This window comes from Gordonia sp. w5E2 (genome assembly GCF_036540975.1).
GTDB lineage: Bacteria > Actinomycetota > Actinomycetes > Mycobacteriales > Mycobacteriaceae > Gordonia > Gordonia jacobaea.
In genome coordinates this window covers 2,227,375-2,243,003 of record NZ_CP144213.1, presented here as the reverse complement: position 1 = coordinate 2,243,003, position 15,629 = coordinate 2,227,375, and the positions used below count along the sequence as shown (strand labels likewise).

18 protein-coding genes are annotated in these 15,629 nt (G+C 66.2%); 1 reads left to right on the top strand and 17 read right to left on the bottom strand.

All coding sequences use genetic code 11. The annotated features are described in order from the left end of the window. Positions 1-150: 150 nt before the first annotated feature. From yajC to ruvC, 4 genes are all read right to left on the bottom strand, one after another. Positions 151-606 carry a preprotein translocase subunit YajC gene (yajC, locus tag RND64_RS10280; protein ID WP_049697245.1) on the bottom strand — a complete coding sequence of 152 codons (456 nt, stop codon included), beginning with the start codon at positions 604-606 and terminating at the stop codon, positions 151-153. 110 nt (positions 607-716) lie between these two features. Next, positions 717-1,799 carry a Holliday junction branch migration DNA helicase RuvB gene (gene ruvB / locus RND64_RS10275; RefSeq protein WP_049697244.1) on the bottom strand — a complete coding sequence of 361 codons (1,083 nt, stop codon included), beginning with the start codon at positions 1,797-1,799 and terminating at the stop codon, positions 717-719. Beyond that, complete coding sequence (gene ruvA, locus RND64_RS10270) at positions 1,799-2,392, bottom strand: Holliday junction branch migration protein RuvA (RefSeq protein ID WP_049697243.1); 594 nt, start codon at positions 2,390-2,392, stop codon at positions 1,799-1,801. The genes ruvB and ruvA overlap by 1 nt, the downstream gene beginning before the upstream one ends. Continuing rightward, on the bottom strand, positions 2,389-3,006 hold the full coding sequence (ruvC, locus tag RND64_RS10265) for a crossover junction endodeoxyribonuclease RuvC (protein WP_049697242.1): 618 nt from the start codon (positions 3,004-3,006) through the stop codon (positions 2,389-2,391). The genes ruvA and ruvC overlap by 4 nt, the downstream gene beginning before the upstream one ends. A 93-nt stretch (positions 3,007-3,099) precedes the next feature. Between ruvC and RND64_RS10260 the strand changes: the two genes are divergently transcribed. Then, a complete protein-coding gene (locus RND64_RS10260) occupies positions 3,100-3,711 on the top strand; it encodes a hypothetical protein (protein WP_049697500.1) in 612 nt (203 codons plus the stop codon). 3 nt (positions 3,712-3,714) lie between these two features. On the opposite strand, the gene RND64_RS10255 is transcribed toward RND64_RS10260, so the two are convergent. The 13 genes from RND64_RS10255 to thrS all read right to left on the bottom strand — a co-directional run bounded on the left by RND64_RS10255 (position 3,715) and on the right by thrS (position 15,584). Continuing rightward, a complete protein-coding gene (locus RND64_RS10255) occupies positions 3,715-4,467 on the bottom strand; it encodes a YebC/PmpR family DNA-binding transcriptional regulator (protein ID WP_005206023.1) in 753 nt (250 codons plus the stop codon). Between the two features lie 58 nt (positions 4,468-4,525). Next, positions 4,526-5,149 (bottom strand): pyridoxal 5'-phosphate synthase glutaminase subunit PdxT, encoded by a 624-nt coding sequence (gene pdxT, locus RND64_RS10250; RefSeq protein ID WP_049697241.1) that lies wholly within the window; start codon positions 5,147-5,149, stop codon positions 4,526-4,528. After that, positions 5,146-6,000, bottom strand: coding sequence for an acyl-CoA thioesterase (locus RND64_RS10245; protein ID WP_049697240.1), 855 nt, complete (start codon positions 5,998-6,000; stop codon positions 5,146-5,148). The genes pdxT and RND64_RS10245 overlap by 4 nt, the downstream gene beginning before the upstream one ends. Positions 6,001-6,047: 47 nt before the next feature. After that, entirely contained in the window at positions 6,048-6,566 is a 519-nt protein-coding gene (locus tag RND64_RS10240) for a helix-turn-helix transcriptional regulator (protein WP_049697239.1), read from the bottom strand. A gap of 192 nt (positions 6,567-6,758) precedes the next feature. Then, the gene (locus RND64_RS10235) at positions 6,759-7,496 is read right to left on the bottom strand and encodes a hypothetical protein (protein WP_049697238.1); all 738 of its coding nucleotides are present in this window, start codon (positions 7,494-7,496) and stop codon (positions 6,759-6,761) included. 22 nt (positions 7,497-7,518) lie between these two features. Further along, on the bottom strand, positions 7,519-8,361 hold the full coding sequence (locus tag RND64_RS10230; RefSeq protein WP_049697237.1) for a PP2C family protein-serine/threonine phosphatase: 843 nt from the start codon (positions 8,359-8,361) through the stop codon (positions 7,519-7,521). An 85-nt stretch (positions 8,362-8,446) separates the two neighbouring features. Continuing rightward, a complete protein-coding gene (gene pdxS, locus RND64_RS10225; RefSeq protein ID WP_049697499.1) occupies positions 8,447-9,364 on the bottom strand; it encodes a pyridoxal 5'-phosphate synthase lyase subunit PdxS in 918 nt (305 codons plus the stop codon). Positions 9,365-9,516: 152 nt separating this feature from the next. Beyond that, a complete protein-coding gene (locus RND64_RS10220; protein WP_049697498.1) occupies positions 9,517-10,035 on the bottom strand; it encodes an NUDIX hydrolase in 519 nt (172 codons plus the stop codon). An 89-nt stretch (positions 10,036-10,124) separates the two neighbouring features. After that, the gene (locus tag RND64_RS10215; RefSeq protein ID WP_049697236.1) at positions 10,125-11,249 is read right to left on the bottom strand and encodes a glycosyltransferase family 4 protein; all 1,125 of its coding nucleotides are present in this window, start codon (positions 11,247-11,249) and stop codon (positions 10,125-10,127) included. After that, on the bottom strand, positions 11,246-12,163 hold the full coding sequence (locus tag RND64_RS10210) for a phosphatidylinositol mannoside acyltransferase (protein ID WP_049697235.1): 918 nt from the start codon (positions 12,161-12,163) through the stop codon (positions 11,246-11,248). The genes RND64_RS10215 and RND64_RS10210 overlap by 4 nt, the downstream gene beginning before the upstream one ends. Next, complete coding sequence (pgsA, locus tag RND64_RS10205; protein WP_049697234.1) at positions 12,160-12,882, bottom strand: phosphatidylinositol phosphate synthase; 723 nt, start codon at positions 12,880-12,882, stop codon at positions 12,160-12,162. Before pgsA ends, RND64_RS10210 begins: the two co-directional genes overlap by 4 nt. Positions 12,883-12,946: 64 nt before the next feature. Next, positions 12,947-13,534, bottom strand: a complete 588-nt coding sequence (locus RND64_RS10200; RefSeq protein WP_049697233.1) for an HIT family protein — start codon at positions 13,532-13,534, stop codon at positions 12,947-12,949. Beyond that, positions 13,527-15,584, bottom strand: coding sequence for a threonine--tRNA ligase (gene thrS, locus RND64_RS10195; protein WP_049697232.1), 2,058 nt, complete (start codon positions 15,582-15,584; stop codon positions 13,527-13,529). Before thrS ends, RND64_RS10200 begins: the two co-directional genes overlap by 8 nt. Between the last annotated feature and the right edge of the window lie 45 nt (positions 15,585-15,629).

The following is a 15,629-nucleotide window of genomic DNA, read 5'->3' as shown; positions in this document are numbered from 1 at the left end:
TCGATCTCCTTCAGCGCGCGTCAGATGGCCGCAGGCCACTGTACTGATGGGCCATACGGCCGCACGCCACTCTACTGATCAGCCCTGACGCGTTCACACGACCCCACCGGGCCGTGTGACGCGCCAGCAGTGCTGCTCAGACCAGATGCGTTACTTGTCCGAGTCGGGGCTGCTTCCGCCCTGATCCTTACGCAGGTCGACGTCTACGTCGTCGGCGTCACGGACATCATCGTGGCTGGAGATGCCGTCGTAGTTCACACTGCCGTCGATGGTCGAGAACTCGTCACCATCCGCGGTGAGCGGTGCGCTCGGCGGGACGTAACCGGCGTAGGTTGCCGCGGCATCCTCGGTGGGTACGACCTTCATGATCGCCAGGCGGTTCCAGCGTGTGACAACTCCGGTAGCGATCTCGACATCGACATAGTCCGACGACGAGGCGTCGATGATGGTGCCGAACAGGCCCGAGGTGAGCTGGATGCGCGTGCCGGTCTGAATCGAGTTCTGCATGTCCTGCTGCTCGGCAGCGCGCTTCTTCTGCTTACGCATGGAGAAGAACATGAAGCCGGCGAGGAGCACGAGCAGAAGCGGGAAAAGCAGAGATTCCATGAGAGAGCGATCAGTCCTTCGTTGAATGTGGAGGTTGCACGCCGTAGCTGTGCACTCCCTCTAGTGTGCCATGCCGCTAATTCGGACATTTTTGGCTCACTACCTGGGTGTCAGAGGTCGTCGAACAGCGATTCGCCGTCGACGTCGCGCGGACGCACACCGAACGTGGCGTTCAGCGCACCCGCCGGCGGCGTCAAGCCGAGGTGGTGCCACGCCGCAGCCGTTGCCACGCGACCGCGCGGAGTCCGCGCGATCATCCCCGCACGCACGAGGAAGGGTTCGCAGACCTCCTCGACGGTTGCGGGCTCCTCGCCAACGGCAACGGCCAGGGTCGACACACCGACAGGCCCGCCACCGAATGCCCTGATCAGCGCATTGAGCACCGCACGGTCGAGCCGGTCGAAACCGAGTTCGTCGACGTCGTAGACGGCCAGCGCAGCGCGCGCGGTGTCGACGGTGACTGTTCCGTCGCCGCGTACCTCCGCGTAGTCGCGCACACGACGTAGGAGCCGGTTGGCGATACGCGGTGTCCCGCGCGACCGACTCGCGATCTCCGACGCCGCGTCGCCGCCGAGATCAATGCCGAGAATGCCCGCAGAACGGCGGAGCACTCGCACCAACTCGTCGGTCTCGTAGAACTCCATGTGGGCGGTGAACCCGAATCTGTCGCGCAGCGGGCCGGTCAGCGACCCCGACCTCGTGGTCGCGCCGACCAGCGTGAACGGCGCGACGTCCAGCGGGATCGACGTCGCGCCCGGCCCCTTGCCCACGACGACGTCGACTCGGAAGTCCTCCATCGCGAGGTAGAGCATCTCTTCGGCGGGGCGGGCGATGCGGTGAATCTCGTCGATGAAGAGCACATCTCCCTCGACCAGATTCGACAGCATCGCCGCGAGATCGCCTGCCCGCTCGAGCGCCGGACCCGACGTCACCCTGATCGCGGCACCCATCTCGGCCGCGATGATCATCGCCAACGAGGTCTTGCCCAGCCCTGGAGGTCCGGACAGCAGGATGTGGTCGGGCGTCCCTCCCCGACCACGAGCTCCGTGCAGAACGAGTTCGAGCTGTTCGCACACGCGCGGTTGCCCGATGAAGTCGGCCAGTGATCGCGGGCGCAGACCAGCGTCGAGGTCGCCGTCGGACCGCACCGGCGTCGCGTTCACCTCGCGCTCGAGTTGCTCGTCTGAACTCATTACGACTTCCCAAGCAGCGCAAGGGATTTCCGCAGGGCAGCCGATGCGTCGGCATCGGGAGTCTCCGCGAGAATCGCGACGACCGCCTTCTCCGCGGGCGCCGCGGTGAAGCCGAGCCCGACGAGCGCCTCGATGACCTGATCACGTACTCCGCCGCTCACGACGCTCACACCAGACGGTCCGTCTGCCGCGGGACGGTCGACCTTGTCGCGAAGCTCGACGACGAGTCGCTCGGCAACACGCTTGCCGATCCCGGGTACCGAGGTGAGCGCCTTGACGTCGGAGTCGGCCAGTGCCCTGCGCAGCGCCTCGGGTTCGAGAACCGCCAACGTCGCCATCGCGAGGCGCGGCCCGACACCGGTCACGGTCTGCAGCAGCGCGAACAGTGCTCTGGCGTCGGGCTCGGTGAACCCGTAAAGGGTCATCGAGTCCTCGCGCACGATCATCGAGGTCAGCAGGGTCGACTCTTCACCCCGATGCATCCGCGACAACGTCGACGGCGTGGCGAGAACCCGGTATCCGACACCGGCGCAATCGATCACCACATGGTCGAGCGCGACGTCGACGACCGGCCCACGAACAGATGCGATCATGCTCCGCTCCTCCCCTGCGCTGCGCCGGCGGCGCGCTCACGCGCAGTGTCGGCGGCGCGCTCGCGCGCAGCGGCGATCTTCTCACGGTGCCGGGCGGCCGCGGCCTCGGCCTGCTTCTGCGCGGCCATCATCCGCTCGGCCATCGGACCTCGCCAACAGTGGCAGATCGCGAGAGCCAGAGCGTCGGCGGCGTCGGCTGGGCGCGGCTTGGTCTGCATGCCGAGAATGCGGGTGACCATTGCGGTGACCTGCGCTTTGTCGGCGCGGCCGCTGCCGGTCACCGCGGCTTTGACCTCGGATGGGGTGTGGAAGCGTACGGGAATCTCGCGCTGACCGGCGGCGAGCGCGATGACACCACCGGCCTGCGCTGTGCCCATCGCCGTGGAAACCTGGTTCTGGGCGAATACCCGCTCGATCGCGACGACGTCGGGATGGTGCGTGTCGAGCCAGTGCGAGGCCGCGGTGTACACGGCGAGCAGTCGTCGTTCGAGGTCCATGTCGGTCGGTGTGCGGACAACGTCGACGTCGAGCGCGGTCACCTGCCTACCGGCACCCGACTCGACGAGGGCAATACCGCATCGCGTCAGCCCCGGGTCGACGCCCATCACTCGCACACGTACTCCTCGGATTGCAGCGAACAGTTGTTCGAGATATTACCGAGGGGGCCCGACAATACGGGTGATCGACACGGCGTAAGAGTGGACTCGATGACGCGATTCGAACCGATCACTCCGCAGGGCCTGGTGCAGTTGTGCACCGAACGCTGCGCCGCCCTTGACGGCATCGCGGTCGTCGGGGTCGACGGCGCGCCCGCAGCCGGCCCGGAGGTACTTGCCTCGGAAATCGTCGACGGCCTGCGGGCACGCGGGCGGGCGGCCGCCGTGGTCCGCACGTCGGACTATCTGCGTCCGGCATCACTACGCCTGGAGTACGGCAGATCCGATCCCCAGTCGTACCGGGAGAGCTGGTTCGACTTCGCCGCTATCGGCCGGGAGGTGATCGACGCCGTCCGGACGCACCGACGGTGGCTGCCTCGATTATGGGACCCGGTGCGCGACAGATCATTTCGCGACGAACACCGGCACGCCACCGACTCTCAGATCATCGTTCTCGCCGGCCCGATGCTGCGCACGCAGGCACTAGACCTCGACTTGGTGATCCATCTGGCGATGTCGGAGGGCGCGCTGCGACGGCGGACACCCGACGCCGAGCAGTGGACCATCGAACCGCTGCTCGACGACGACGCGCACGCTCCGACCGCCGATCTCGAGGTACGTTACGACCACCCGGAGCGACCGGCGCTCGCGCGAACGAACTGAAACTCAGGCGTCGAGTTCCGCGAGTACCTCGTCGCTGACGTCGACGTTGCTGTACACGTCCTGGACGTCGTCGCAGTCTTCGAGCGCGTCGATCAGCTTGAAGACCTTTCGTGCGCCTTCGGCGTCGACCGGCACCTCGACAGAGGCGCGAAAATCGGCCTCGGCCGAGTCGTAGTCGATGCCTGCGTCGACCAGTGCGGTGCGGACAGCGACCAGATCCGTCGGCTCGCTGACGACCTCGAACGAGTCGCCGAGATCGTTGACTTCCTCAGCACCGGCATCGAGAACCGCCATCAGGATGTCGTCCTCGGACTGTCCGTTCTTCTCCAGCGTCACCACACCACGTCGGGTGAACAGGTAGGCCACCGACCCCGGGTCGGCCATGTTGCCGCCGTTGCGGGTCATCGCGGTGCGAACCTCGCCCGCAGCCCGGTTGCGGTTGTCGGTGAGGCACTCGATGAGGATCGCGACGCCGTTCGGGCCGTAACCCTCGTAGGTGATGGTCTGCCAGTCGGCGCCACCGGCTTCTTCACCACCGCCGCGCTTGCGTGCGCGCTCGATGTTGTCGTTGGGTACCGAGCTCTTCTTGGCCTTCTGGATCGCGTCGTACAGCGTCGGGTTACCGGCGGGGTCGCTACCCCCGGTACGTGCCGCGACCTCGATGTTCTTGATCAACTTGGCGAACATCTTGCCGCGCTTGGCATCGATGACCGCCTTCTTGTGCTTGGTGGTCGCCCATTTGGAATGGCCGCTCATACGCTGTTCCGATCCTTTCGCGTGCCCGCGGCGTCGTTGCCGCGCACGGTGTCGTTCGTCATTCGATCTTAGCTGCGACCATCCCGACGAAGTATTCGTGCACTCGTCGATCGCCGGTCACCTCCGGGTGAAACGACGTCGCGAGGACGTCACCCTGACGCACCGCGACGATCCGACCCTCCGCGGGCCCCTCGGTGACCCGGGCCAGAACCTCAACAGTGTCGCCCGCCCGCTCGACCCAGGGTGCGCGGATGAAGACCGCACGCATCGGGTGTCCGTCGGTGATGCCGTCGACCTCCAGATCGGTCTCGAACGATTCCACCTGCCGTCCGAACGCGTTGCGTCGCACCGTGATGTCGAGCGCATCGAGATGCCGGGCATCGGGCCGCGTATCGAGGATCTCCGAGGCGAGCATGATCATTCCCGCACACGAGCCGTAGGCGGGCATGCCGTCGCGGAGTCGCGCACGCAACGGATCGTAGAGATCGAACACCCCGAGGAGTCTGCTCATCGTCGTCGACTCCCCACCCGGGATGATCAGTCCGTCGACGGCGTCGAGTTCTTCGCGGCGACGCACACTGATCGGCGTGGCACCCGCAGCAGCGACGGCGGCGAGATGTTCGCGCACGTCACCCTGCAGTGCTAGGACTCCGACCTGTGGCGATCCGCTGTCCGCGGTCACCTGTCGTGCCGTGCGTGCTGGTCGGCGGGCATCTGGCGACCGGTGCGGCTCAGGCCCTCCTGCGTGACCGCGGCGACGAGCCGACCGTCGCGATCGAAGATGCGGCCCTGAGTCAGCGCGCGGCCACCCCCTGCCGACGGCGAATTCTGGTCATACAGAAGCCATTCGTCGGCACGGAACGGTCGCATGAACCACATGGCATGGTCGAGCGAGGCCGCTTGCGGTTCGATGCCGGGGTGCGGCACCTTCGACGACCCGAGCAACGTCATGTCGCTCATGTAGGCCAGCGTGCACACGTGGATTGTCTGATCGTCGGGCAGTCGATGTCGGTACCGAAACCAGACCCGTTGCTGCGCAGCGAGATAGGGATTCGTCACCATCTCGTCGCGAGGCACCACGCGAAGGTCGAAGTTCTGCCATTCCTTGAGCACCGACGAGTCGTCGTCGGACTCACTGTCGGCCCTGTCCGGCAACGACTCGGGGTCGGGCGCAGGAGGCATGCGGTCCTGGTGCTCGATCCCCTCGTCACCGCCCACGTGGAACGACGCCGACATCGTGAAGATCGCCTCGCCGTTCTGGATTCCGGTCACTCTCCGGGTGCAGAACGACCGTCCGTCGCGGATACGGTCGACGAGGAAGACCGCCGGGATATCGGGATTGCCGGGACGCAGGAAGTATCCGTGCAGCGAATGCACCGTGTAACTGTCGTCGACCGTGCGGGTGGCGGAGACCAGCGCCTGACCCGCGACCTGGCCGCCGAACGTGCGCTGCAGAAAGCTCTCGAACGCGCCACCGCGGTAGATGTCCTTCTCGATCCGCTCGACCTGGAGGATCTCTTCGATGTCTGCCACCCGGACAGTATCCCGCATGGTGACACCGCGGCAGACACACGGCCTTCTCAGAGCTCGTCGAGCTCGACGATCCCGTCCTGGACCGCGCGCGCTACGAGTCCCGCCTTGGTTGGGGCCGGACGGCCGATCTCGGCGTACTTGGCCCGAATACGTGTGAGGTGTGTGTTCACCGTGCCGAGCGAAATGTACAGCGCCGCAGCGGTTGCGGGCTTCGTGTCGACCATCAGCCACGTCCGCAGCACCTCGATCTCCCGCGGCGTCAACTGCGGCTTCGGCAGTGCTTGTCGGCTGCGTGGGCGCTCGTCGGTCGTCGCCGCCTCCCCCACGTTCGAATCGAGCTGCGGCAACAGGTGCATGTGTCGTTCGCCCCGGCCACCGGCAACAGTCGCGCCCTGCCGAGGTCCTTCGCCGACGGCGACGGCCGCTGAGGGCCCGGGCAACGGCATCCGACGCGCCGCGAGGCGGGCCAATGCCTCCTGCCGACGCGCCACCGACTCGGCACGACGTCGTGCGGCGTAGGCGTCGAGTTGCACAGCGGGAATACGGGGTGCGGTAGGTGCGGTCATGTCAGCATCTCCTCGGTCATCGCTTGTGCCGCATCGGTCTACGCCGTGTCGGCTCGGTCATTCGCGGTACTACGCACCGCGTGCAGATGACGTTATGAGTGCTCGGGCCGCCCGTCGATGGGGAGAACTCCCCTACGCATGGGGAGAACTCCCCATGCCGCATCGTCGCAGTTCAGAGCGGGTGAATCGGGCTCAGCCGGCAGCGTTGCGCGCGGCCTCTTCGTCGATGAGGGGTAGGTCGCCGCGCGTCACGATGCGTGAGGCCACCGCGTACTCGACGAGCTTTGCCCGGCGATTGCTCGCGAGTTTTCCACCGCCCGCTCGCATTCCACTGACCCCGAGCTGATCGAGCTTGTCGCAGACGTTGTCGAGCTTGCGGTTGAACTTCGTAAGCGACCAGCCGAGCCGCCCCGCTGCCTGCGCCGACGAGGGGATCGCGCTGGCACCCGTGCCGTCACGACGCAGAATCTCCTCCGCCAGGACCACGATCAGCAGCTTCTGACTCTCGGTCAGCATCGGCACACCCTGCGTGATCATCCCGCCGACGACCTCGGGCGCGGTCACGGCGTCGACCTGCGGGCTCACGGTGTGGACGTCGACCTCGTAGGTGGTCGGCCCTGCCGTGAACACGATCGTGGTGTGTCCGAAGACCAGCGGCATCCGCGCGCCCGGTCCGAGTACCGCCGAGAATCCGACGTCGCCCGCAGAGACACTCGCCGACAGGTGCGCACCTCGGTTGCTCAACCACCACAACCCATTCACGTTGTGCAGCAACAAGAATCGACGATGCAGATACGGATTGTCGTCGACGGACAGATCCGCCTCACGCCCGATCCAGAACCGACGGCCCGCCAGGATTCCGAACCGCTCGCCGCAATAGTCGACGAATGCGCGCTCGGACTGCGTCTGCGGACCCTGTCCGGACGTCATCGGCGAGCGCACCTCGACGCGGTCATGTGGGCGTCTCGCCCGATGTCTCGGTGTTCTCCCCGTCGGCCTCGTCCGACTCCTCGTCGCTGCGGACCGCCACGACGACGACGGTGACGTTGTCGTGCGCGCCGACGAACAGCGCGGCGTCGACGAGGCTTGCCGCGGCGTCTTCCACGGAGTCGGAGCCCGCGAGGATCTCGGCGATCTCGGCGTCGGGAAGCTCTCCGGTCAGACCATCGGAGCAGATGAGCAGTACGTCCCCGGGCAGGGCCGGCGTGGAGAAGTAATCGGCGTCGGGCTCGGCCATGCCGGCTCCGAGCGCCCTGGTGATCACGTTGCGGCGCGGGTCGATTCGTGCCTGCTCGGCGGTGATCACACCGGCGTCGACGAACTCCTGGACCTGCGAGTGGTCGCGTGTGAGCAGTTGGAGCGTGCCGTTCTGGAACCGGTACGTCCGCGAATCGCCGATGTTGAGTATCAGCCAGTGGAGGACGTCATCGTCGGTCACGAGCACCGCACCGGTGACCGTGGTCCCCGCTCGTCGGTCGGAGAATCCGTCGATGCCACCGATACGTTGCTGCGCGTCGACGAGGAGTTGGTCGAGTGCGTCTCGGGTGCCTGCGAGTTCAGCGCCCGGCTCGACCTCGGCCAGCGTCAGAAGTGCTGCTTCGCTGGCCAACTCGCCGCTTTCGTGCCCACCCATGCCATCGGCCAGCAGATAGCGTCCGGGCAGCACGAGAGCGGCGTCTTCGTTGGCGTCGCGGACACGTCCGACGTCGCTGTACACCGACCAGTCGAGTCGCAGATCTCCGACGATGTCGCTGCCGGTCAGCGACGAATCACGGACGATGCTCACCGAGTCCATGGTCAGCAGATCCTACCGGCGGGCTCGACCTGCGCGGGTGACGAACTCACCGTCGGAGCGAACGTGTCCATGTCGTCGATGTCGACTACCAGCCACGCTCGGCAAGACGATGCGGTGCCGGGATGTCGTCGACGTTGATGCCGACCATCGCCTCGCCGAGTCCGCGCGATACCTTCGCGAGCACGTCCGGGTCGTCGTAGAACGTCGTGGCCTGCACGATCGCCGCCGCCCGCTGCGCGGGGTTACCCGACTTGAAGATGCCCGAGCCGACGAACACGCCCTCGGCACCGAGTTGCATCATCATCGCGGCATCGGCGGGAGTGGCGATTCCACCCGCGGTGAACAGGGTCACCGGCAGTTTGCCCGCGTTGGCGACCTCGACGACGAGATCGTATGGCGCCTGCAATTCCTTTGCCGCGACGTACAATTCGTCCTTCGGCAGCGAGGTGAGACGTCGGATCTCGTCACGGATCTTGCGCATGTGGGTCGTCGCGTTCGAGACGTCGCCGGTGCCTGCCTCGCCCTTGGAGCGGATCATCGCAGCACCTTCGGTGATGCGTCGGAGCGCTTCGCCGAGGTTGGTGGCACCGCACACGAACGGCACGGTGAACGCGAACTTGTCGATGTGGTTGGCGTAATCGGCGGGCGTGAGCACCTCGGACTCGTCGATGTAGTCGACGCCGAGACTCTGCAGGATCTGCGCCTCGACGAAGTGTCCGATACGCGCCTTGGCCATCACCGGGATGCTGACCGTGTTGATGATCCCGTCGATCATGTCGGGGTCGCTCATACGCGACACGCCACCCTGTGCGCGGATGTCGGCGGGTACCCGCTCGAGCGCCATGACCGCGACAGCACCCGCGTCCTCGGCGATTTTCGCCTGCTCGGGCGTGACGACGTCCATGATCACGCCGCCCTTGAGCATCTCGGCCATTCCGCGCTTGACGCGGGCGGTGCCGTGTCCTGCCTGCGAGTCAGCAGCGGCGTGTCCGTTGACCGACAGGGTTGCGTCCGTCGCGGGCTGCTCCCCTGATTGGAATTGACTCACTGATGTCTCCTGGTTTCGCGTTCACGGCCCATCGGCGATCCACTGGGCTCCTGGCCTTACAGGATAGGCGACCCCGAATTGTGTCCTAGCCGCAGGTTCGCCGCCTGTCAGGACGATTCGTCCGGTGCCACCCGCTCGGAGATCTCGAAGTACGCAGGTGGCGCTGCCGTGCCTCCGAGCTTGAGCCAGCGGACGGGTCTGCGGGTGGCAAGCGCCCGCGTGTCGCGAACGGCGTCGTTGTAGAAGCGTCGTGCCATCATCACGCGGGTCTCGGCGTCGGCGAGTTCGATCGACAACGACGCCGGGCGGGCGCCGTTGTCGGTACGGGAAAGCGCTGCGGAGACGTCGTTCTCCGCGTCCTCGCGCTGCTCGGGCGTCGCGCGTTCGGCGCGGTCGGCGACCGCGGTCAGCTTGGCCGCGGCCGTTCTGTCACGGTCGTCGGTCGATGTCTCCATCCACGCCGCGATGGCACGTGCGACGACGCTGCGTCGCTCGAGCGCGGATTCTAGCGACCGACGTGCCAGGTCGACGCGAACGTTCAGCCGGTCGAGGCGGTTGGCGGTCTTATAGGCCCACGCCGCCGCCACGAGGACCAGAACCACCACGACGAACACGATCGACGCCACGGTTCCCGAGATCGTGATCCCGGAGAACCGCACGGCGTCGGCAAGGCTCGATGCCACCTGTGGCCCAGCAACATTCATGTCGGGCCCACTCAGTCCGACACCACGACGGGTCCGGCGTCGACGGTGACCGTCTCGTACACGCGCAGGATCTGATCGGCCACCCGCGACCAGTCGTACTTCGCGGCCCTCGCCCGACCGGCCTCGACAAGGTCGGCGCGGGCGTCGTCGTCGGACAGGAGCTCGATCACGGACTCGGCGAGTTCATCCGCAGACCCGACGGCAACCAGCTTTCCCGCACGGCCGTCGTCGAGGACCCGTCGGAAGGCGTCGAGTTTGCTCGCGACCACCGCCGCGCCCGCCGCCATGGCTTCCACCAGCACGATGCCGAAGCTCTCGCCACCGAGATTGGGCGCCACGTACACGTCTGCCGATGCCAGCGCTCGCGCCTTGGTCTCGTCGTCGGCCTGACCGAGCAGGACCAGATGGTCCGCGAGATCTCCTGCCCGACGCCTCAACGCACGCTCATTGCCTCCGCCGACCACCAGGATTCGGACCTCGGGAAAACTCTCGACGATCGTCGGCAATGCACGCATCAGAATGTCGATGCCCTTGCGTGGTTCGTCGAAGCGACCGAGGAACAGCACCGATCGGCCGGGATGCGGGTACCCGGGCAGGGGCGGAGAGTCGGCGAAACCTGCGCAGTTGATTCCGTTCGGGATCTCGACCGCGTCGGAACCCAGCGACTCCATCTGCCAGCGTCGAGCGAGCTCCGACACGGCGATCTTGCCCGCGATCCGCTCGTGATACGGGCGCAAGATTCCCTGAAATGTCTTCAACCACAACGACTTCGACGTCGAGGTGTGAAACGTCGTGACTATCGGCCCCAGCGCGACCATCAACGCCAGCATCGACAGACTCGGCGAATTGGGTTCGTGGACGTGCAAGACGTCGAACTCGTTCTCGGCGATCCAGCGTCGAAGCGTCAGATAGCCGTGCGGGCTGAAGCAGACGCGGGACACCGACCCGTTGTAGGGCAGCGCCACCGCGGGACCCGCCGACACGACGTAGTCGGGCAGCACCGTGTCGTCGGCGGCAGGCGCGAGGACGCTCACGGTATGGCCACGGTCGATGAACACCTCGGCGAGCTCGACCACATGTGCCTGCACGCCGCCCGGAACGTCGAACGAGTACGGACAGACCATTCCGATCTTCATCCGGTGCTCTCGATTCGCGCACGACGCTCCGCCGACCAGTCGGATTCCCAGAGCGGCTGCAACATGTGCCAATCCGCGGGATGCGCCGCGATGTTCGTGGCGAACGCGTCGGCCATGGCCTGGGTGGCTTTCTCGACGCCGCCCGAGACGTCGACCGACTCTCCGACCAGGATTTGCGACCTTCCGTCCGGGAGGAAGAAGTGGTGTACCGGCATGAGCGCGGCGCCGGTCTCGATCGCCAGGCGCGCGGGTCCGGCGGGCATGCGGGTCGGCTCACCGAAAAACTGAACCGGCACGCCGTGGCGGGTCAGGTCGCGTTCTGCGAGCAGACACACCACCGACCCGTCACGAAGTCGGTCGGCCAGACGCGCGAACGGGGGCTGTTCCCCGCCGGTAAGCGGAAAGATCTCGAACCCGAGGCTCTCGCGATAGGCGACGAACTGGTCGAACAAAGACTCCGGTTCGAGTCGTTCGGCCACTGTCGAGAATCGATGACCTCGGTTGATCAGCCACACCCCGGCCATGTCCCAGTTGCCGCTGTGCGGCAACGCGAAGATGAGGCCCTTGCCCTTCGCGATCTCCGCTTCGAAGCGGGCGACATCGTCGTCGGCGATGTGCACCGATGCCGCGGCGTTCGCCAATCCCATGGCAGGGAGCCGGAACGCTTCGTACCAGTACCTCGCATACGAGCGCATCGCGTCGGCTACGAGCTCGTCCGGCACGTCCTGCGGCCGTTCGGCTCCGATCACGCGAGCGAGATTGCGTCGCAACTGCTGCGGGCCGCCGTTACGGCGACCGACCATCGCGCCCGCGCCCTCGAAAGCAGTTCTGCCCCATCGGTCCGGCAGCAGACGCACACCCGCCCATCCGGCCCGGTAGCCCAGGTCGGAGAGGTACCCGCCGAGACGGCTCACCGGGTTCCGGTGCCTGCGTCGGGCCCGGCCTGGGTCTCGGTGTCGGTATCGGCGCCAGCGTCGGTCTCGGCATCGGTGTCGACGTCACGGGCGCTCGGTGCAAGCGGGATCAGGTCGCGAGCACCAGGCGATCGGGAAATCGACCACATGCGCTGTCCGACGGTGATCACGCTCCCGATCGCGAGGAGCCACATGGCGACGTGAATCGCCCACCACAGTCCGAGACCGGTGAACCCCGCTCCGACCAGCACGATGATCAGCCGGTCCGGGCGCTCGATGAGACCGCCGTCGCCGTACAGACCCGATGCCTCGGCGCGTGCCTTGGCATACGAGATGACCTGTGAGGTCACCAGACAGATCATCGTGGCGACGAAGAGCCACTGGTGCGGCACCGTCCACGCGCACCACCACGCGAGGCCCGCGAAGATCGCGCCGTCGGCGATGCGGTCGCAGGTGGCGTCGAGAACCGCACCGAATCGGGTTCCGCCACCGCGTGCTCGCGCCATCGCGCCGTCGAGCATGTCGAACATCACGAACAGCCAAATGACCATCGTGCCCCAGAAGAGGTGGCCCATCGGGAACAACGTGACCGCCGCCGCGACTGTCGCCACGGTGCCGATCACGGTCATGGCGTCAGGAGTCAGCCCGGTGCGCAGCAACGCGCGTCCGAGCGGCAACGTCACCTTCGACACCGACGCCCGGCCTCGAATGCTCAGCACCGCACCGCTCCTTCCCGACCGTTCAGTTCTGTACCTGCACTGCTCATGCGGTGCGGTCGCGCGCTCATGGGGTGTCGAGCTGCTTCCACGCGTCCGAGAGCAGCGCACGGGTGTCGCGCAGCAACTGTGGCATGACTTTTGTCTCGCCGACAACCGTGATGAAGTTCGCGTCGCCCACCCACCGCGGCACGATGTGCTGGTGGATGTGCTCCGATAGCGAGCCGCCTGCCGCGTAACCGAGATTCAGACCCACGTTGAACGCGTTCGGATTCGACACCGCCTTGATCGTGCGGATCATGCGCTGCGTGAAGCCCATCAACTCGTCGGCCTCGCCTGCGGTGAGCGCCTCGAGGTCGGCGACCTGCCGGTACGGCACGATCATCGTGTGGCCGGGGTTGTACGGGTACAGATTGAGCACGGCGTAGACGTGCTCTCCGCGCGCCACGATCAACCCGTCCTCGTCGGTCATCGTCGGGATGTCGAGGAAGGGGTGCCCGGTGAGGTCCGAACCGTCGGCCGCCTTCTTCACGACCGGCGGGTCGGCCGTGATGTAGGTCATCCGGTGCGGACTCCACAGCCGCTGTAGCCGATCGGGATCGCCGGTACCGCAATCGCGGATCTCACCGGTCGATGCGTCGTCGGCCTCAGGCATCTCCGGCACCCTCGATCAGCTCCTTGGTCGGAGACTCGTTGCGACGCGCGGAGATCCACTCGTCGATGATTCTGACCGCGTCGGCAACGGGTACGCCGTTGACCTGGGTGCCGTCTCGGAACCGGAAGCTCACCGCACCGGCCTCGACGTCTCGCTCGCCCGCGAGAAGCATGAACGGCACCTTGCCGGTGGTGTGCGTGCGGATCTTCTTCTGCATGCGGTCGTCGGAATAGTCGACCTCGGCGCGAATTGCCTTGGCCTTCAACTGATCCACGACGCCCTGCAGGTGGTCGACGAACGCCTCGGCAACAGGGATGCCGACGACCTGCACCGGCGAGAGCCATGCCGGGAAGGCACCCGCGTAGTGCTCGGTGAGCACGCCGAAGAACCGCTCGATGGAGCCGAACAGCGCGCGGTGGATCATGACGGGTCGGTGCTTGGCGCCGTCCGGGCCGGTGTACTCGAGGTTGAAGCGCTCGGGGAGGTTGAAGTCGAGCTGGATGGTCGACATCTGCCAGGTGCGGCCCAGCGCGTCCTTGACCTGGACGGAGATCTTGGGCCCGTAGAACGCAGCACCCCCGGGATCGGGCACGAGGTCGAGTCCGGACTCTCCCGCAACCTCTGCGAGGGTGTTGGTCGCGATCTCCCAGGTCTCGTCGTCGCCGACGGACTTCTTGGGATCCCGCGTCGACAACTCCAGGTAGAAGTCGTCGAGACCGTAATCGCGGAGCAGATCGAGCACGAAGGTCAGCAGCGAGCGCAGTTCGTCGCGCATCTGCTCACGAGTGCAGTAGATGTGTGCGTCGTCCTGAGTGAACCCTCGGGCGCGGGTCAGTCCGTGGATCACGCCCGACTTCTCGTAGCGGTAGACAGTGCCGAACTCGAAGAGGCGCAACGGGAGTTCGCGATACGAGCGTCCGCGCGCATCGAAGATCAGGTTGTGCATCGGACAGTTCATCGGCTTCAGGTAGTAGTCCTGAGCCGGCTTGCGCACCGAGCCGTCGTCGTTGAACTCGGCGTCGAGCTGCATGGGCGGGTACATGCCGTCGGCGTACCAATCGAGGTGTCCCGACACCTCGAACAGGTTGCTCTTGGTGATGTGCGGCGTGTTGACGAATTGATACCCGGCAGCGATATGGCGCTTGCGCGAGTAGTCCTCCATCTCGGTGCGGATGATGCCGCCCTTCGGATGGAACACCGGTAGCCCCGAGCCGATCTCGTCGGGGAAGCTGAACAGGTCGAGTTCTGCACCCAGGCGTCGATGGTCGCGCTTCTCGGCCTCCGCGAGCATCTCCAGGTAGGTGTCCTGGGCTTCCGCCGACTCCCAGGCGGTGCCGTAGATGCGTTGTAGGTCGGCGTTGTCCTGGTCGCCGCGCCAATAGGCAGCCGAACTCCTGGTGAGCTTGAACGCCGAGATGTACTTGGTGGTCGGCACATGCGGGCCACGGCACAGATCGCACCAGATCACTTCGCCGGTGCGGGGATTCAGGTTGTCGTATGCGGTGAGTTCAGCCCCGCCGACCTCCATGACCTCGCTGTCGTCGGCCGCGCCCTTGTCGTCGATCAACTCGAGCTTGTACGGCTCCTTTGCGAGCTGCACCCGGGCCTCGTCCTTCGACGCGTAGACCCGTCGGGAGAACTTCTGACCCGACTTGATGATCTGCTTCATCTTCTTCTCGAGCGCGGTGAGATCTTCGGGAGTGAAGGGCTCTGCGACGTCGAAGTCGTAGTAGAAGCCGTCCTTGATCGGCGGGCCGATCCCGAGCTTGGCCTCGGGAAAGAGATCCTGCACAGCCTGTGCGAGCACGTGCGCGGTCGAATGCCTGATCACGCTGCGACCCGCGTCGGTGTTGGCAGAGACCGGTTCGACGTCGGTGTCGAGATCGGGAGCCCAGGAGAGATCCCGCAGTTGACCCGCGGCGTCACGGACGACGACGACCGCCTCAGGTCCCTTGTTCGGCAGCTCGTGCTCGCGCAGCGCCGTGCCCGCGGTGGTCCCGGCCGGCACACGGATCGTGGCTGGGCTGGTCACCAATGCGTTGTCGGGCACTTCGCTGCTCCTTGATGAGAGGCGGGGGGGTTACCCGCCGAGAGG